The following is a 19,181-nucleotide window of genomic DNA, read 5'->3' on the forward strand; positions in this document are numbered from 1 at the left end:
CATCAAATCTCAGAGTGTGACGCTAAACTACACCGCTAAAGACGGTGAGACGTATCAGCTGAACTTCATCGATACTCCGGGGCACGTTGACTTTGCATATGAAGTATCACGTTCTCTAGCGGCTTGTGAAGGTGCGCTATTGGTTGTGGATGCGGGTCAAGGTGTTGAAGCTCAAACACTGGCTAACTGTTACACCGCGATCGAAATGGATCTAGAGGTTGTGCCAATCTTGAACAAGATTGACCTACCAGCAGCCGATCCTGAGCGTGTAGCGGAAGAAATTGAAGAAATCGTTGGTATCGATGCAATGGAAGCAACCCGCTGTTCTGCGAAGACAGGCATTGGTGTTGATGACGTTCTAGAGAACATTGTGTCAGCGATTCCAGCACCGGAAGGTGATCCAGATGCGCCACTACAAGCGCTGATCATTGACTCATGGTTTGATAACTACCTTGGCGTTGTTTCTCTAGTGCGTATTAAAAACGGCGAACTGAAGAAGAACGATAAGATCAAAGTGATGAGTACGGGCCAAGTTTGGGGTGTAGACCGCCTTGGTATCTTTACGCCAAAACAAGTAGATACCGATACCCTTCGTACTGGTGAAGTAGGTTGGGTTGTTTGTGGTATCAAAGACATTCTTGGTGCCCCTGTTGGTGATACGCTGACTCTAGCGAAGAATGGTTGTGATAAACCGCTACCTGGCTTTAAGAAAGTTAAACCTCAGGTTTACGCAGGTCTGTTCCCTGTATCTTCTGACGATTACGAAAACTTCCGTGACGCACTAGGCAAACTAAGCCTAAACGACGCATCGCTATTCTACGAGCCAGAAAACTCTGCGGCACTTGGCTTTGGTTTCCGTTGTGGTTTCCTTGGCATGCTGCATATGGAAATCATCCAAGAGCGTCTAGAGCGTGAATACGACTTGGATCTTATCACCACAGCACCAACGGTAGTTTACGAAGTTGAGAAGACGGATGGCGATCTGCTGTATGTTGATAGCCCAGCAAAACTACCAGCGATCAATGACATTGAAGAAATTCGTGAACCGATTGCGCGTTGTAACATCCTTGTGCCTTCAGAGTACCTAGGTAACGTAATCACACTGTGTGTTGAAAAGCGAGGCAGTCAAGTTGATATGGTTTACCACGGTAACCAAGTCGCTGTGACTTACGATATTCCAATGGCTGAAGTGGTACTGGATTTCTTCGATCGTCTGAAATCAACATCACGCGGTTACGCATCTTTGGATTACAACTTCCAGCGTTTTGAAGCTTCGAACATGGTACGTGTAGACGTTCTTCTTAACGGTGACACTGTTGATGCATTGGCGATGATCACACACAAAGATCAGTCTCAGACTCGCGGTCGTCAGTTGGTAGAGAAGATGAAAGAATTCATCCCTCGCCAAATGTTTGATATCGCAATCCAAGCGGCAATTGGTAACCACATTATCGCTCGTTCAACGGTAAAACAGTTGCGTAAGAACGTTATTGCGAAATGTTACGGCGGTGACGTAAGTCGTAAGAAGAAACTTCTGAAGAAACAGAAAGAAGGTAAGAAACGCATGAAGCAGATCGGTAACGTTGAGCTGCCTCAAGAAGCGTTCCTAGCCATCCTTCACGTAGGTAAAGACTAAAGTTGAACTTTGTCTCACACTTGTCGGTCTTAAGACGTTAGATATTAAAATAAGTGAAAGGGTTTCGGCTCTTTCACTTTCGTATTTTTAGATAAGGGAATTTAATGGCGAATACATTCTCACTGATGTTGGTTATTGCGACTTTGGTAACTGGCGTGGTTTGGCTATTGGAAAAGCTGGTTTTCGCGAAAAAGCGTCAGGAAAAACTGGCTGAGATTCAAGCTCAGACGTCTAATGGTTTGGATGCAGTGACCTTGCAAAAAGTTGAGCGTCAGCCTTGGTGGGTTGAAAATAGCGTCTCTATTTTCCCTGTGATCGCGTTCGTTTTAGTATTACGTTCTTTTATCTACGAACCATTTCAAATCCCATCAGGCTCAATGATGCCTACCTTGCTGGTTGGCGATTTCATTTTAGTTGAGAAGTACGCGTACGGTCTAAAAGACCCAGTATGGCGTACTCAGCTAGTGGAAACTGGTAAGCCTGAGCGTGGTGATATCGTGGTATTCAAATACCCACCACAACCAAGCGTGGACTACATTAAGCGTGTAGTTGGTTTACCTGGTGATATCGTGCGTTATTCAAGTGATAAGCAGCTTTGCGTGCAAAGCCAAGGCGAATCGGCATGTAAGCCAGTTAAACTGAGCAATGTTGAAGAAAGTCAGTTTAGCTCGAACGGTATTCCAATGATCCAACTGGATGAAAAATTGGGTAACGTTGAGCACAATATTTTGGTTAATCCTCTTGTGCGTAACCGCGTGGAGCAATATTTCCCACGCAGCGGCACGACAGAGTGGGTTGTACCACAAGGTCAGTATTTTGTGATGGGTGATAACCGTGACAACAGTGCTGACAGCCGTTACTGGGGCTTTGTTCCAGAAGCAAACTTAGTCGGTAAAGCTGTCGCGATCTGGATCAGCTTCGAGTTTGATCGTGGCGCAGATAGTGTTCTACCTTCATGGATTCCAACTGGTGTGCGTTTTAACCGCATCGGTGGCATTCACTAACCATTCAAATATCGAGAGAGTATGAATTCTCCAATTGATAAACTAGAGAGAAAGCTCGGCTACCAGTTTCAAGATGCCGGGCTTATCAATTTGGCGCTGACGCACCGCAGCGCCAACAGTAAGCACAATGAACGTCTTGAGTTTCTGGGCGATTCAATTTTAAGTTTTGTCATCGCTGATGATCTGTACCATCGTTTCCCAAAAGTGAACGAAGGTGACATGAGCCGCATGCGTGCTACTTTGGTTCGCGGACATACATTGGCGGAACTGGGTCGTGAATTCGATCTAGGAGATTATTTAAAATTAGGTCCAGGTGAATTGAAGAGTGGCGGTTTTCGCCGAGACTCTATTTTAGCCGATGCGGTTGAAGCCATTATTGGCGCAATTTACCTAGACAGTGATCTTGAAGTTGTGCGAGGCATTGTACTGAGTTGGTATCAGTCACGCCTTGAAGCCATCAAACCAGGCGTTTCACAGAAAGATCCGAAAACTCGCCTACAAGAGTTCCTACAAGGCAGAAGAAAACCGCTGCCTGTCTACACAGTGACTAATATTAAAGGTGAAGCGCACAACCAAGAGTTCACGGTTGAGTGCGAAGTAGCAGGTGTGGATAAGCCTGTAATCGGTAAAGGCACCAGCCGCCGCAAGGCAGAACAAGCGGCTGCTGAAACAGCACTTGAGCAATTGACAAATGGCTGATAACGAATTCGATATCGATGCGTTTTTCGCATCACAAGGTGAGCCAAGCTCGCCAGAAAACCAACACTGTGGCTTTATTGCTATTGTTGGTCGTCCAAACGTAGGTAAGTCGACACTTTTGAACAAGATTTTGGGTCAGAAGATTTCGATCACCTCTCGTAAGCCGCAAACGACACGCCACCGTATTATGGGTGTGGATACGGACGGCGATTACCAAGCGATTTATGTCGACACGCCTGGACTTCACATTGAAGAAAAGCGTGCGATCAACCGTTTGATGAACCGTGCAGCTAACTCGTCATTGAGTGATGTAAACCTTGTGTTCTTCTTAGTCGATGGTACGCATTGGACTAAAGACGATGAGATGGTGCTGACCAAACTTCAAAAATCGAACTTCCCAGTTGTGCTTTGTGTAAACAAAGTCGACAACGTACAAGATCGTAACGACGTGATGCTACACATGGCGGAGATGTCTAAGAAGATGGACTTCGTGGATGTTGTGCCAATCTCTGCCAAGCAAGGTAAGAACATTGACGTACTGCGTAAGCACGTGCGTAATCACTTACCTAAAGCAACGCATCACTTCCCAGAAGAATACGTGACTGACCGTTCTCAGCGTTTTATGGCGTCTGAGATTGTGCGTGAAAAGCTGATGCGCTTTACTGGTGAAGAGCTGCCATACTCAGTAACGGTTGAGATTGAACGTTTTGATTACAACCCTGAAACCGACGGTTTCCACATCAATGCCTTGATTCTTGTTGAGCGTAATGGCCAGAAGAAAATGGTGATTGGCAAAGGCGGCGAGAAGATTAAAACCATTGGTCGCGAAGCGCGTTTAGATATGGAAGAATTGTTCGGTCGTAAGGTTTACCTAGAAACTTGGGTAAAAGTGAAATCTGGCTGGGCAGACGACGAACGAGCGTTGCGATCGTTGGGTTATATAGACGATTTATAATCTTGGCTGCGAAGGTGCTTCGCTCCAACATCGATGAAAAATCAGTATCGATTAAAATAAGGAGCCGCTCGGCTCCTTATTTTTTATTTCACACTTTTTAGGCACAATGACTTAGATGAGTAATCTGTCTTCCGAAGGTTTACAGCGCTGTTTTGTATTGCACCGACGCCCTTACAGTGAATCGAGCTTAATCCTTGATGTATTTAGTGAGGAATATGGCCGAATGACTTTAATGGCCAAAGGCGCGCGCAGTAAGCGTTCGAACTTAAAAGGCGCATTGCAACCTTTTACCCCGCTATTACTTAAATGGTCGGGGAAAGGCTCAATGAAAACTTTGCGTCAAGCCGAGCCGATAAGTCTAGGTTTGCCGTTAACGGGCATTAATCTCTACTCAGCCATGTACGTCAATGAACTGATTGGCCGTATTTTGATGGCTGAAGTGCCGATGCCAGCACTATTTCATGATTATTTGCATGCTTTAACCGAGTTGGCGCACAACGAGAACCCTGAGCCTGCACTGCGTCGTTTTGAGTTAGCCTTGCTGTCTGCGATGGGGTATGGCGTGGATTTTTTGCATTGTGCAGGTACCGGCGAGCCCGTCGATCCAGAAATGACCTATCGTTACCGGGAACAGAAAGGGTTTATTGCTTCGGTTAGGCGCGATAACCTCACGTTTTTAGGGAATGAACTGATTGCTATCAGTGAGCGGCGGTTCGTCACTAAAGAGCAGCTAAAAGCGGCAAAACGCTTTACACGTATAGCCTTAAAGCCGTATCTTGGCGGCAAACCTTTAAAAAGTCGTGAATTTTTCATTCAGACCCCCAGAGCACGGAGTAACGGAAAATGAGCTCAATTTATTTAGGCGTCAATATCGACCATATTGCCACTCTACGTAATGCACGTGGTACAAAATACCCGGATCCTGTTCACGCTGCTGAAATTGCAGAGCGTGCAGGCGCGGACGGTATCACTATCCACTTACGTGAAGACCGTCGCCATATTTTGGATCGTGATGTACGTATTCTGCGTGAAACCATTCAAACGCGTATGAATCTAGAGATGGCAGTGACGGACGAAATGGTTGAGATTGCGCTGCAAACTAAACCAGAGTTTGTGTGTCTAGTGCCTGAAAAGCGTGAAGAACTGACGACGGAAGGTGGCTTAGATGTTGTAGGGCAGCTTGAAAAAATTAAAGCTGCGACGAAAAAGCTGACAGATGCCGGCATTAAAGTTTCGCTCTTTATTGATGCTGACCGTCAACAGATTGAAGCTGCGAAAAAGTGTGGCGCTCCGTTTATTGAGCTACATACTGGCCACTATGCAGATGCGACGACAGAAGACGAACAGCAAGCTGAACTGAAGAAGATTGCTGCTGGTGCGAGTTATGCACATGACCTAGGTATTATTGTTAATGCCGGGCATGGCCTGACTTATCACAATGTCGCACCAATTGCTGCATTACCAGAAATTTACGAACTCAACATTGGTCACTCAATCATTGGTCGCGCAGTATTTGATGGTTTAAATAAAGCGGTTGCTGACATGAAAGCACTGATGATTGAGGCTCGCCAGTCATAGGGCTATCTAGATGGCGATTATAGGGTTAGGGACCGACATTGCAGAAATTGAGCGTATTGAAAAAGCGTTAGCTCGTAGTGGTGAACCTTTTGCTCAGCGGATTCTTTCAGAAGAAGAAATGGCCAAATTCTCACAGCTTAAGCTGCAAGGTCGTTATCTTGCTAAGCGCTTTGCAGTTAAAGAAGCGGCCTCAAAAGCATTGGGAACAGGGATCGCAAAAGGGGTCACGTTTCACGACTTTTCCATCTCGAACGATGAGCTTGGAAAACCAGTGCTCGCATTGACGGGCACAGCCAAGCAAATAGCGGATGCGATGGGCGTTAACCACATTCACCTGTCCATTTCCGATGAGCGTCATTACGCTGTGGCGACGGTCATTTTTGAATCCTAGCTTGTAAGTCTTAAACAAAATACTAAAAAGCCAGAGCATTTGCTCTGGCTTTTGTTTCTCTTCAATAGATCACTGTTCAAGGTATAACTTTGCGGTTGTTGTTACTTTAATCATTTCATCTTGCAGCTCGAACATTTCAGGCTCAACTTCCTCAAGACTGACCCCTGAGCGCAGTGCTTGCTCAAGCGTCGCACAGAGTGACTTCAGTCTTGGAACGCCGCAATATGAACTACTGCCGTGCAGCTTATGGATGACATGAATTAGGTCATCACGGGAGATATCTTCTTGCTCCAGAGCTTGGTCAACGACTGCTTCTACTTCAGGGATGAACTCAATCAACATGCGCAGCATGTCTTTAGCGAGATCCTCTTTATTCGCGCTCTGTTTTAAGGCTGCTTGCCAATCAATAATCACATCCTGCTGAGGCGAAGAAACGGGTTGTGGTGCGCTTCCTTCAGGTTCATCAACGTATGAAGGGGCGACTTTGCCAATGCTCTCTGTACAAGCATTTGGGTTCCAGTGAACCAAAACCTGTTGCAGCACATGCTCTTCAATAGGTTTGGTCAAGTAGTCATCCATTCCTGCTGAGAGCAAGCGGTCTCGTTCCCCTGCCATGGCATGCGCCGTTACCGCAATCACTGGCGTGTCTTTATTTAACTCCAGCTCTTTAATGTGCTTACAAGCGGTCACCCCATCCATTTGTGGCATTTGGATATCCATAAAGATTAAATCGTACTTTTTCTCTGTCGCCAGGTTCACCGCTTGCTGGCCATTGCTACAGGCGGTGACGGTTTCTACTCGTTCGCGGAGCAGTGCAGAGATCAGCTTCAAGTTTGCAGGGTTGTCATCCACTGCTAGTACAGTCAGAGGTAAACGGTCCCCTTCGCTTGGCGTAATTGGAGCGCTTAATACAGGTGGCGATTCTACATGTTCGCTAATCAGGCTTTGTAGCAACTTACGGCGAGACAATGGCTTCGTCAGGCACTGGACGTGATGCTCTGTCATTATTTGGTCCGCAAGCGCCAATTCGGTACTCGGTGTCCCTAGGAGAACACTCGGAGCCATACGTTTCGCTTGTTCTATCCAAGGTGTAATAACTTCCGCATCGTGAGTCTGGTTGGCCGCTAAATTCAACAATACATAATCATATTGTTCTTCGTTGTTTGGTAGCGAAGAGCGGTAGGTTACTAAAATACCCTCCTGACTCAGAATCTGTTGGGTTACGGATGCGGCTTGCATGTTTGGTTCAATCAGCAGTAACTGCTTCCCAGTCAGAAGTTCCACTTCAATCAGTTCGCTCATTGGCATCTCGGTTGAGTGCAAGCGCACCGTAAACCAGAAGGTTGAACCTTGGTGTAGACGGCTGGTTAAACTGATTTCGCCGCCCATCTGGCTCACCAGTTTCTGAGTGATGACCAGACCAAGGCCAGTACCGCCGTAACGACGTGAAATACTTGCATCTGCTTGGCTAAAGGCTTGGAACAACTGCGCTTGCTGACGCTCAGAGATACCAATACCGGTATCACGCACCATGAATTGTAGTTCGACGGAGTCTCCTGATTGAGAGCGCATTTCTACGCTAACATCAATGTTGCCTCGCTCGGTAAACTTGATTGAGTTACCGACTAAGTTCGTCAAAATTTGCTGAATACGTAGTGGATCCCCAACTAAACCCGGTGGAATTTTAGGGTCCACTTTTAGGGTGATTTCTAACCCTTTCTCATGTGCACTTGTGGCTTGTAGGTTAATTACCTCTTCTAAACTTTCTCGGAAATCAAAAGGAATGTTTTCCAGCGCCAGCTTACCCGCTTCAAGTTTCGAGAAGTCGAGAATGTCATTGATGATATTCAGCAGGTTGTTCGCCGACTTCTCAATCGTCTGTAGGTAATCCGTTTGGCTGTTAGAAAGCTGCGTTTTAAGCATTTGACGAGTAAAGCCAATCACCCCATTGAGCGGAGTACGCAGCTCGTGCGACATGTTCGCCAAGAACTCTGACTTAACCCTGGCCGCTTCTTGCGCGCGTTTCTTCGCGATATCCAGCTCAACGTTCTGAATTTCTAGCTGCTCAAGCGTTTCACGTAAGTCGGACGTGGCTTGGTCTATACTGTGCTGCATCTCTACGTGATATTCTGATAACGATACCGCCATGGCGTTGATGCCATTTTTTAGCTGGTCTAACTCACCGTGCATTTTGCCTTCGATACGCACATCCAGATGACCGCGGCGAATGCGGTCAACGACATTCTTCATGTGGGTGATAGGTTGGGTCACATCGTGCATTAGACGTGAAGCAAACACACTTGCTAAGCCAAGACCGAGAACCAGAACTAAAAACGCAGAAAAGACTTCTTGATACTGTTGCAGCCTCAAGGAGGAGAGATCTAACTCGACGGCGATGTAACCAATCGCTTTTGTGCCTTGGCTTTCGTTCGACAACTCCGCTAAGTAGTGACCTTCTGACAAAATGGGGACACGCAATATCAGTGAGTTTTCGTAGATTTCCGAATTACCCAGTTGCGGGATCGGTTTATCTTTGGGAAACATCAAGGCTTCAAAATTAGGATGAAAGTTAGAGGTCACAAAGAGCTCATGATGTTCATCAAATACCGCGATACTACGAACCAGTTTGGAGTTTTTGCGGTGCGCGTAGCTGATCAAGCGACGTACCGCCTCTCGGCTTTCTGATAGTAGATGAGTTTCACTGGCAATCGCCAGCGGCTCAATAATGCTGTTACCAGTGGTGATAACTTGTTTCTCAAGGTCTTGGTAGCGGTTAAATGAGAAAAAGCCGCTCAGTAATAAACCAATAATGAGAGTGGGAGCGAGAGTTAGTGTAATTACACGTGCTCGTAAGCCATATCTGGTCATGTTATCTAATTACATCGGAGTCTGGATATGGGAAAATAACGCATTATTTCTCAAGCGCACGATAAAGCCTTGAGCAAAGAAGTGACGTCACCGAATAAACGGTAAGCATAATCAAGTCACTCGAATCACACAACGGCTGCAATCAAGAATAGTGAAGCCGAAGAGCAATTACACATAAATCAGGCATAGAGCATGGCACGCATCTTTCAACCGAAAAAGAAAACCCAACTCAATACTCGGCACCAAGCAGTGCAAGTAGAGCGTTTAGATCACCACGGCGCAGGCATTGCTTACCTCAAAAAGAAGCCATTGTTTATTGATGGAGCACTGCCGGGTGAGGAGGTGGTCACTCAATTGGTGGAAGAAAAGAGCAAATACGCTCGCGGTAAGTTGATTAAAATCCTTAAGCCGAGTGAAGCTCGTGTGGAGCCATTTTGCCCACATTATCATGAGTGCGGTGGCTGTGATTTGCAGCATCTAGATTATGGCCAACAATTGACGTACAAACAGCAAACGTTGCGTCAGCTAATGCGAAAATTTTCAGGCAGTGACATTGAACTAGATGCCCCGTTATTGGGATATTCGCAGGCCTACCGTCGCCGTGCGAGAGTGAGCTTGTTTGTTGATAAAAAAACACGTCAGCTACATTTTGGTTTCCGTAAAAAGCAGAGTAAGCAAATTGCGCAAGTGACCGATTGCCCAGTGCTGGCACCGGAACTGAATGTTTTGCTGCCAGAGATTTACTCAGCGCTAAAAGCGTTCAAAAAGCCTGAACAATTGGGTCATGTAGAGCTGGTACTTGGTGATAATGGGCCGTGTATTACGCTGCGCCACTTGAGCGCTCTGACAACGAGTGAAACTCAATCTCTAACGGAGTTGGCAAAACGTCATGGCGCATCGTTGTACTTAATGCCATCGACAGAACAATTAGACCTTATCGAAGGCGATATGCCTTTTTATCAAGAAGTTGGAGTGAAAATCCCTTTTGCACCAAATAACTTTATTCAAGTAAACCAAGGTGTAAACCAACAAATGGTCAAACAAGCGGTTGAGTGGTTAGACCCACAAAAGAGTGACCGAGTGTTAGATTTGTTCTGTGGTTTAGGCAACTTTAGTTTACCAGTTGCGAAATTAGCTAAGTACGTGGTTGGAGTAGAGGGTGTTGCAGAGATGGTAGAAAAAGCCACAAACAATGCATCTTTGAACCAAATCAATAACGCGCAATTTTATCACGCTAACCTTGAGCAAGATTTTGAAGGCCAAGCCTGGGCCGCAGAGCGGTTTGATAAAGTATTATTAGACCCAGCACGCGCGGGAGCGAGTGGGATCATCGATCAAGTTTCTGAGCTTGGCGCACAGCGTGTAGTTTATGTTTCTTGTAATCCTGCTACCCTTGCTAGGGATAGTCAAAGCTTGATAGAGCAAGGCTATAAATTAACGAAATTAGGTATGCTGGACATGTTCCCTCATACCAGTCATCTAGAATCGATGGCATTGTTTGAAAAGTCCTAACTTTAGGACTTTGACCCCTTATTTGTGGTGGGTGGTCATAAAGCCAGCGTGTACGCGCGGTAAAAAGAACTAACCTGGACGGTGTTAGTCAAACCACACGAATATAATAATTAGGATGATGAGATGGTTGCGGTAAGAAGCGCGCATTTAAACCAAGATGAACAGTTTGAACTCGAAAACTGGGTGGCTAGCCTAGGACAAGAGAAAAACACAGCCTCACGCTTAATCGAAGTATATCGAGATTGCCAGACAGTATTAGCTGATAACGAGCAAGCAGAACTGTTGTTGTGGCGTGGACGAGAAATGATCGAAATTTTGATCACCTTGTCTATGGATCAAGCCACTTTAGTGGCTGCTCAACTGTTTCCTTTGGTTTCAAGTGGTGCTTTTAACAGAGAAATTCTGGAAGAGAAATACAGCAAAGAAATCATAAAATTAATCGACGGCGTTGAAGAAATGGCTGCTATTGGCCAACTCAACGTCAACATGGAAGGCAGTGCAGCGTCATCTCAGGTAGATAACGTACGCCGCATGCTGCTTGCCATGGTGGATGACTTCCGCTGCGTGGTTATCAAGCTTGCGGAGCGAATTTGTAACCTTATTGAAGTTAAAAAAGCGCCTGATGAAGTTCGACGTGCGGCGGCAAAAGAGTGTGCCAACATCTATGCGCCGCTAGCAAACCGATTAGGCATCGGTCAGCTGAAATGGGAAATTGAAGATTACGCTTTCCGCTACCAACAACCGGAAACTTACAAACAAATTGCCAAACAGCTTTCTGAGCGACGCATCGTTCGTGAACAGTACATCAAAGACTTTGTTGAAGACCTCACGCACGAAATGGAAGTGTCGGGCATCAATGCCGAAGTGAGTGGTCGACCTAAGCACATCTACAGCATTTGGCGAAAAATGCAGAAGAAGAGTTTGGCATTCGATGAGCTGTTTGATGTTCGAGCAGTACGTATCATCGCAGACAAACTGCAAGACTGTTACGCGGCTTTGGGTGTAGTTCACACCAAATACAAGCACCTACCGAGCGAGTTTGATGACTACGTTGCTAACCCTAAACCAAACGGTTATCAATCGATCCATACAGTAATTCTAGGGCCAGAAGGCAAAACCATCGAGATCCAGATTCGTACCAAGCAAATGCATGAAGAGTCGGAACTGGGTGTTGCAGCGCACTGGAAATATAAAGAAGGGGCAAGCAGCCGAAGCGGTTATGATGAGAAGATCACGTGGCTGCGTAAGCTACTGGATTGGCAAGAAGAAATGTCTGACTCTGGCGAAATGCTCGATGAGTTACGTAGCCAAGTCTTTGATGACCGTGTTTATGCCTTTACACCACGTGGTGATGTTGTCGATTTGCCAATGGGGGCAACGCCGCTAGATTTTGCCTATCACATTCACTCCGAAGTGGGACACCGTTGTATCGGTGCCAAAGTCGGAGGTCGTATTGTGCCGTTCACGCATAAATTACATATGGGTGACCAAGTCGAGATTATCACTCAGAAAGAACCTAACCCATCACGTGACTGGTTAAACCCATCATTAGGCTTCGTTCATTCTGGTCGTGCGCGTGCCAAAATTAACGCCTGGTTCCGAAAACAAAGCCGTGAGAAGAACCTTGAAGCAGGTCGTGAAATCCTTGAGCATGAGTTAGCCAAAATTGGCGCAACGTTAAAAGATGCAGAGCATTACGCCCTCAAGCGGTTTAACGTCAAAACACCAGATGAATTGTATGTTGGTGTAGGTAGCGGTGATTTGCGTATCAACCAAATAATTAACCATATCAACGCGTTAGTTAACAAGCCAACGGCAGAGGAAGAAGATCAGCAAGCACTGGAAAAACTGCAAGAAGCTGAGCATAAATCACCCGCGCAAAGCCGACCGAAAAAAGACGCAGTTGTAGTAGAAGGCGTCGATAACCTAATGACACATCTAGCACGTTGCTGTCAGCCAATTCCAGGTGACGATATCTCTGGTTACATAACGCAAGGTCGTGGGATTTCAGTACACCGTAGTGACTGTGAACAGCTAGAAGAACTGCGCCATCATGCGCCAGAGCGCATCATCGATACAGTCTGGGGCAGCGGCTTTGTGGGGTCATACATCCTCACCGTGCGTGTTGAAGCGATGGAGCGAGGTGGTCTACTCAAAGACATTACGACACTGTTCGCCAACGAAAAGATCAAAGTGACCAGTATGAAGAACCGAGTCGACTACAGACGTCAACTTGCCATCATGGACTTTGACCTAGAAGTCACCAATATTGAGGTGCTTTCGCGGGTTTCGAAGCGTGTGGAACAGATCAAGGATGTCATGACGGTGAAACGCCTCGGCTAAAACTCTCGTCATAGTTATCGTTGTAGCGTTGTTGACTGCACGCACTCGCTCCATCACATGGTGAACCATGTGATGGAGTCTCGTTTGTTTGTCGCCTAGCTACAACTTCAACTATTTACAGAGTTACACTTGCGTCATATTTGGCTTTTTATCTGCGTTAGCTGCACTTATTCCGACGTGCCGGCTCAAGGGCATCACATAGTAGGCTATGCTCAGGAGTCGCGAAAATTTGTTGCCTTGTCAAAGTAACAATTACTTAGTGAAAGCTGCTGAGAAAATATAATGTAGAAGGTGAGTGGTTTTGGCTGCTCACCTTTTTCTTTAATAGAAAGGTTTAAAGGAACAAAAAATGAGTCATCCAATTGAACAGTTAGAACAAATCATGGCGAAGCTGCGTGACCCAGAAAACGGTTGCCCTTGGGACTTAAAACAAACCTTTGACACCATCGTTCCGCATACTATAGAAGAAACCTACGAAGTGGTGGACGCGATTCAAAATCGAGATTGGCCCAATATAAAAGAAGAGCTAGGGGATTTGTTGTTTCAGGTGATTTTTTACAGTCAGCTAGCGAAAGAGCAAGAGCTGTTTGACTTTTCGGATGTCGTTGAAACCGTGAACGAAAAACTGACTCGTCGCCACCCGCATGTTTTTTCAGATGTTGAGTTTGAATCTGACGAGGAAATTAACGCGAACTGGGAAGCGGAAAAAGCAAAAGAAAAAGCCCTAGTAGGCAAAGCGGAAGAAAGTATCCTAGACTCAATACCAAACTCTTTACCGGCACTTTCTCGTGCTACAAAAATTCAGAAAAAATGTGCAAAACTTGGGTTTGATTGGGATTCACTTGGCCCGGTTGTCGATAAAGTACGAGAAGAAATTGACGAAGTCATGGAAGAGGCACTGCAAGTTCAGCCCGATGAAGAGAAAGTTGAGTTGGAGCTCGGTGATTTGCTATTTGCGACTGTCAATTTGGCTCGCCACCTTGATAAAAACCCAGAAGTCGCGCTAGGAAAAGCAAACGTAAAGTTTGCGCGACGTTTTAAACAAGTTGAAGGCAAGGTCCAGCAGTCAGGCAAAGTACTTACAGATTGTTCTTTATCAGAACTTGACCATTTTTGGGATGAAGTAAAACAAGAAGAATCGAGGCAGAGGTAAACTGGCAGAATACATAATATAAGGTCAGCTTGTTTGGTTACACGAAAACGGACTTTGGTTTGTCTTTGCTCACTTTGATTTGAAGCAAAAAATAAAAAATTACGGTGTGATAGATTTCACGTTGTGGCGGTAAGGAGCTTCTGGTATATTTATCTCCCGTCCAGAAGCACTCCATTTCCCTCATTCAACCAATTTCAGGTTAAACATGACGACAAATTACATTTTTGTTACTGGCGGGGTTGTATCCTCTCTAGGTAAAGGTATTGCAGCAGCATCTCTTGCGGCTATTCTAGAAGCTCGTGGTCTTAAAGTGACTATGATGAAGCTTGACCCTTACATCAACGTTGACCCGGGCACAATGAGCCCTACTCAGCACGGTGAAGTGTTCGTTACAGAAGATGGCGCAGAGACTGACCTTGACCTTGGTCACTACGAGCGTTTCATCCGTACCAAGATGACCAAGCGTAACAACTTCACTGCAGGTCGTGTTTATGCCGACGTACTTCGTAAAGAACGTCGTGGTGACTACCTAGGCGCAACTATTCAAGTTATCCCTCATATCACTAACGCAATCAAAGATCGCGTTATTGCAGGTTCTGAAGGCCATGATGTGGCTATCGTTGAAGTTGGCGGTACTGTTGGTGATATCGAATCACTACCATTTATGGAAGCGATTCGTCAGCTAGCTGTTGAGCTAGGCCGTGAGCGCGCAATGTTCATGCACCTAACACTTGTTCCTTACCTAGCGGCAGCGGGCGAAGTGAAAACTAAGCCGACGCAACACTCTGTAAAAGAACTTCTATCTATCGGTATTCAGCCAGATATCCTAGTTTGCCGTAGCGATCGCGTTATTCCTGCGAATGAGCGTAAAAAAATCGCACTGTTCTGTAATGTTCCAGAAAAAGCAGTAATTTCAATGAAGGATGTAGACTCTATCTACAAGATCCCTCAGTTGATTAAATCTCAAGGTCTAGATGACCTTGTGTGTGCTCGCTTTGGCATCACAGCTCCTGAAGCTGACCTTTCTGAGTGGGAACAGGTTATTTACGAAGAAGCAAATCCTACTGGTGAAGTAACCATCGGTATGGTTGGTAAATACATTGAATTACCAGATGCATACAAATCTGTGAACGAAGCGCTTAAACACGCTGGCTTGAAAAACCGTCTAAGCGTCACAATTAAGTATGTAGACTCACAAGATATCGAAACAAAAGGCGTTGAACTTCTAGAAGGTTTGGACGCGATCCTAGTACCAGGTGGCTTCGGCGATCGTGGTATTGAAGGCAAGATCCGTGCGGCTCAATATGCACGTGAAAATAACGTGCCTTACCTAGGTATTTGTTTGGGTATGCAAGTTGCACTAATCGAATACGCGCGTAACGTTGCGGGTATGGAAGGTGCACATTCAACAGAATTTAACAAAGAGACTAAGTACCCTGTGGTAGGTTTGATCACAGAGTGGGTAGACGAATCAGGTAGCGTAGAAGAGCGTACTGAAAAGTCTGACCTAGGCGGTACGATGCGTCTTGGTTCACAGTTGTGTCACCTAGAGAAAGGGACTAAAGCTCGTGAACTGTACGGTAGCGCGACGATCCATGAACGTCACCGTCACCGTTACGAAGTGAATAACGTGCTTCGTCCGCAAATCGAAAAAGCAGGCCTAAAAGTATCAGGTCTATCTGCGGACAAGAAGTTAGTGGAAATGATTGAGAACCCAGCTCACCCATGGTTTGTAGCGGCTCAGTTCCACCCAGAATTCACCTCGACTCCTCGCGATGGACATCCATTGTTTGCAGGTTTTGTTAAGGCTGCGGGCCAAAACGCACGCGGCGAATTCGAGAAGTAAAAGGATACGGGCGGCGGCGAAGGTTGTGCTGCTGCCCTTTAAGATTGACATTTATATTTGAAACGAGAGGAAACATTAATGTCTAAGATCGTTAAAGTTCTAGGTCGTGAAATCATCGACTCACGTGGTAACCCAACTGTAGAAGCTGAAGTACACCTAGAAGGCGGTTTCGTAGGTATGGCGGCAGCTCCATCTGGCGCATCTACTGGTTCTCGCGAAGCTCTTGAGCTACGTGACGGTGACAAAGCACGTTTCCTAGGTAAAGGTGTTCTTAAAGCAGTTGAAGCTGTAAACGGCCCAATCGCTGAAGCTCTAGTTGGCAAAGACGCTAAAGACCAAGCTGCAATCGACGCAGTAATGATCGAACTAGACGGCACTGAAAACAAATCTAAATTCGGTGCTAACGCTATCCTAGCTGTTTCTCTAGCAAACGCTAAAGCTGCTGCTGCTGCGAAAGGCATGCCTCTATACGAGCACATCGCTGAGCTAAACGGCACTGCAGGTCAGTTCTCTATGCCTCTACCAATGATGAACATCATCAACGGTGGCGAGCACGCAGACAACAACGTTGACATCCAAGAGTTCATGATCCAACCAGTTGGCGCTAAGACTCTTAAAGAAGGTCTACGTATCGGTGCAGAAGTATTCCACAACCTAGCTAAAGTTCTTAAGTCTAAAGGCTACAGCACTGCAGTTGGTGATGAAGGTGGTTTCGCTCCTAACCTTAAATCTAACGCTGAAGCTCTAGAAGTTATCGCAGAAGCTGTTGCAGCTGCTGGTTACGAACTAGGTAAAGACGTTACTCTAGCTATGGACTGTGCTGCATCTGAGTTCTTCGACAAAGAAGCTGGCATCTACAACATGAAAGGTGAAGGTAAAACTTTCACTTCTGAAGAGTTCAACCACTACCTAGCTGAGCTAGCTAACCAATTCCCAATCGTTTCTATCGAAGACGGTCTAGACGAGTCTGACTGGGATGGCTTCAAGCACCAAACAGAACTACTAGGTGACAAGCTTCAACTAGTAGGTGACGATCTATTCGTTACTAACACTAAGATCCTTGCTGAAGGTATCGAGAAAGGCGTAGCTAACTCTATCCTTATCAAGTTCAACCAAATCGGTTCTCTAACTGAGACTCTAGCTGCAATCAAGATGGCTAAAGACGCAGGTTACACAGCAGTAATCTCTCACCGTTCTGGCGAAACTGAAGATGCAACTATCGCTGACCTAGCGGTAGGTACAGCAGCAGGTCAAATCAAAACTGGTTCTATGAGCCGTTCTGACCGTGTTGCTAAGTACAACCAACTAATCCGTATCGAGGAAGCACTAGGTGATCGCGCTCCTTTCAACGGTCTTAAAGAAGTTAAAGGTCAAGCTTAATTCTTAATTGAATTAACCGCTTAACTTAAAGCTTTTGAAACACCCTGCTTTGGCGGGGTGTTTTTGTATCTGACATATGAGAACAGGCTTTGCTTTTTGATGTCTTTCGCTTACGTTCATTTGTGATTCCATAGAACGAGGAAGGAGAGAGTAGAGAAGTCTCTTTGTTTCATTTTGCTGCTTATTTCTTGTAAGGAGCGTGTGAGTCTCCCTTTCTCCCCTAGAGGCAACCTCGCATTTATGCTATATATGTCTCCTTATCTAATTCCTTCCGGTACAGAATGTTAGCAGCGATATGCGAATCTTTGTTATAGCCCTTACGCTACTGTTTGGCTTGCTTCAATACACTCTATGGTTTGGTAAAAACGGAGTGTCTGACTACTACACAGTAAAAGATGAAATTGAAGTTCAGCAACAAGTGAACAGCAAGCTACAAGCTCGCAACAATGAAATGTTCGCTGAGATTGATGACTTAAGGCAAGGTCTTGATGCGATTGAAGAACGTGCGCGTCATGAGCTCGGTTTAGTTAAAGATGGCGAGACTTTTTACCGCATTATAGGTGAGGAAAACCATTAAAATGTTGGATATGAACTCATCGCATATCGCAATTGTGCCAGCTGCTGGTGTAGGGAGCAGAATGAAGGCAGATCGCCCTAAGCAATATTTATTGATCGAAGGTAAAGCGGTACTGGAACATACCGTAGAGAAACTGCTTTCTCACCCAAATATTTCTAAGGTTGTCGTTGCCGTTACTGACGGCGACCCATATTACCCAGAATTGTCCATTGCTAAGCACCCAGATGTGATTCGTGTAGCTGGTGGTAAAGAAAGAGCAGACTCTGTGTTATCAGGGCTAAACTATGTCAATGAGCATCTGGAAAGCGAGTGGGTATTAGTCCACGACGCTGCGAGGCCATGTGTATTAACATCCGACATTGACCGTTTGATTGATGTTTGCTGCGCCCACTCAACGGGTGGCATTCTCGCATCTCCTGTGAGAGATACAATGAAGCGAGCAAACGCAGTACAAGATATCGATCATACGGTAGATAGAGAAGCATTGTGGCATGCACTTACTCCACAAATGTTTAAAACTCAGCAGCTTACTCAAGCACTGGCTGACGCATTAGAACAGGGTGTAACCATTACCGATGAAGCCTCGGCTTTGGAATGGTTAGGCGAGAAGCCAGCCTTAGTTCAAGGGAATGCGAACAATATAAAAATCACTCAGCCAGAAGATCTCGCGTTAGCCGAGTTTTATCTAAGCCGTGAGCGCGGCGAATAAAGAAAGGATAGAAAATGATTCGAATTGGTCATGGTTTCGATGTACATAAATTCGGTGGTGAAGGCCCAGTCATTATTGGTGGTGTAGCAATCCCTTATGAGCAAGGTTTGATTGCACACTCAGACGGCGATGTAGCGTTGCATGCGTTAACGGATGCTCTGCTGGGCGCGATTGCTGCCGGCGATATTGGTCGTCATTTCCCAGATACGGATGATAAATGGAAAGGCGCAAACAGTCGTGAATTACTGAAAGACGTTTACCGTCGAGTCAAAGAGCAAGGCTACCGTCTTGGCAATGCTGATGTAACCATCATGGCACAAGCGCCTAAAATGGCACCACACATTGACGCAATGTGTGCGGCAATTGCCGAAGACCTAGAAACCGACATTAGTAACATCAACGTAAAAGCGACGACGACAGAACGTCTCGGTTTTACTGGACGCAAAGAAGGCATTGCAACGGAAGCCGTTGTACTTCTGTTTAAGCAATAACTAGCAATTTGCTCCCCTAAGCTGTGATATCAGCGGAAA

At 45.8% G+C, this 19,181-nt stretch carries 16 protein-coding genes; 15 read left to right on the top strand and 1 reads right to left on the bottom strand.

Features of this window, described 5'->3' with window-relative positions:
* The 7 genes from lepA to acpS all read left to right on the top strand — a co-directional run.
* Window positions 1-1,636 (top strand): translation elongation factor 4 (gene lepA, locus IQP38_RS25920; RefSeq protein WP_228010201.1); only part of this gene is annotated, 1,636 nt, incomplete at its 5' end.
* 104 nt (window positions 1,637-1,740) lie between these two features.
* Window positions 1,741-2,640, top strand: a complete 900-nt coding sequence (gene lepB, locus IQP38_RS25925; protein WP_005380933.1) for a signal peptidase I — start codon at window positions 1,741-1,743, stop codon at window positions 2,638-2,640.
* 21 nt (window positions 2,641-2,661) lie between these two features.
* Window positions 2,662-3,339: a ribonuclease III gene (rnc, locus tag IQP38_RS25930; RefSeq protein ID WP_005380932.1), complete on the top strand. Its 678-nt coding sequence runs from the start codon at window positions 2,662-2,664 to the stop codon at window positions 3,337-3,339.
* Window positions 3,332-4,294: a GTPase Era gene (gene era / locus IQP38_RS25935; RefSeq protein ID WP_005380931.1), complete on the top strand. Its 963-nt coding sequence runs from the start codon at window positions 3,332-3,334 to the stop codon at window positions 4,292-4,294. The genes rnc and era overlap by 8 nt, the downstream gene beginning before the upstream one ends.
* Before the next feature lie 115 nt (window positions 4,295-4,409).
* Window positions 4,410-5,141: a DNA repair protein RecO gene (gene recO / locus IQP38_RS25940; protein WP_005384578.1), complete on the top strand. Its 732-nt coding sequence runs from the start codon at window positions 4,410-4,412 to the stop codon at window positions 5,139-5,141.
* Complete coding sequence (pdxJ, locus tag IQP38_RS25945; RefSeq protein ID WP_005384579.1) at window positions 5,138-5,872, top strand: pyridoxine 5'-phosphate synthase; 735 nt, start codon at window positions 5,138-5,140, stop codon at window positions 5,870-5,872. Before recO ends, pdxJ begins: the two co-directional genes overlap by 4 nt.
* 10 nt (window positions 5,873-5,882) lie before the next feature.
* Window positions 5,883-6,263: a holo-ACP synthase gene (gene acpS, locus IQP38_RS25950; protein ID WP_005380927.1), complete on the top strand. Its 381-nt coding sequence runs from the start codon at window positions 5,883-5,885 to the stop codon at window positions 6,261-6,263.
* Window positions 6,264-6,332: 69 nt separating this feature from the next.
* Here acpS and barA read toward each other — a convergent pair whose 3' ends face one another.
* Window positions 6,333-9,131 carry a two-component sensor histidine kinase BarA gene (gene barA, locus IQP38_RS25955; protein WP_005383774.1) on the bottom strand — a complete coding sequence of 933 codons (2,799 nt, stop codon included), beginning with the start codon at window positions 9,129-9,131 and terminating at the stop codon, window positions 6,333-6,335.
* 192 nt (window positions 9,132-9,323) lie between these two features.
* On the opposite strand from barA, the gene rlmD reads away from it, so the two are divergent.
* From rlmD to ispF, 8 genes are all read left to right on the top strand, one after another.
* Window positions 9,324-10,643, top strand: coding sequence for a 23S rRNA (uracil(1939)-C(5))-methyltransferase RlmD (gene rlmD / locus IQP38_RS25960; protein WP_136976895.1), 1,320 nt, complete (start codon window positions 9,324-9,326; stop codon window positions 10,641-10,643).
* 123 nt (window positions 10,644-10,766) lie between these two features.
* Window positions 10,767-12,986: a GTP diphosphokinase gene (relA, locus tag IQP38_RS25965; protein WP_005380915.1), complete on the top strand. Its 2,220-nt coding sequence runs from the start codon at window positions 10,767-10,769 to the stop codon at window positions 12,984-12,986.
* Between the two features lie 349 nt (window positions 12,987-13,335).
* Entirely contained in the window at window positions 13,336-14,139 is an 804-nt protein-coding gene (gene mazG, locus IQP38_RS25970) for a nucleoside triphosphate pyrophosphohydrolase (RefSeq protein ID WP_193838155.1), read from the top strand.
* A 205-nt stretch (window positions 14,140-14,344) separates the two neighbouring features.
* A complete protein-coding gene (locus IQP38_RS25975; protein WP_021034029.1) occupies window positions 14,345-15,985 on the top strand; it encodes a CTP synthase in 1,641 nt (546 codons plus the stop codon).
* A 78-nt stretch (window positions 15,986-16,063) separates the two neighbouring features.
* The gene (eno, locus tag IQP38_RS25980) at window positions 16,064-17,365 is read left to right on the top strand and encodes a phosphopyruvate hydratase (protein ID WP_005380909.1); all 1,302 of its coding nucleotides are present in this window, start codon (window positions 16,064-16,066) and stop codon (window positions 17,363-17,365) included.
* A gap of 295 nt (window positions 17,366-17,660) precedes the next feature.
* Entirely contained in the window at window positions 17,661-17,942 is a 282-nt protein-coding gene (gene ftsB / locus IQP38_RS25985; protein ID WP_005380907.1) for a cell division protein FtsB, read from the top strand.
* 1 nt (window position 17,943) lies between these two features.
* Window positions 17,944-18,651: a 2-C-methyl-D-erythritol 4-phosphate cytidylyltransferase gene (gene ispD, locus IQP38_RS25990; protein WP_017633548.1), complete on the top strand. Its 708-nt coding sequence runs from the start codon at window positions 17,944-17,946 to the stop codon at window positions 18,649-18,651.
* A 14-nt stretch (window positions 18,652-18,665) separates the two neighbouring features.
* On the top strand, window positions 18,666-19,142 hold the full coding sequence (ispF, locus tag IQP38_RS25995; RefSeq protein ID WP_005380896.1) for a 2-C-methyl-D-erythritol 2,4-cyclodiphosphate synthase: 477 nt from the start codon (window positions 18,666-18,668) through the stop codon (window positions 19,140-19,142).
* Window positions 19,143-19,181: the final 39 nt, after the last annotated feature.

This window comes from Vibrio sp. OPT41, from assembly GCF_015163595.1.
Lineage (GTDB): Bacteria > Pseudomonadota > Gammaproteobacteria > Enterobacterales > Vibrionaceae > Vibrio > Vibrio alginolyticus.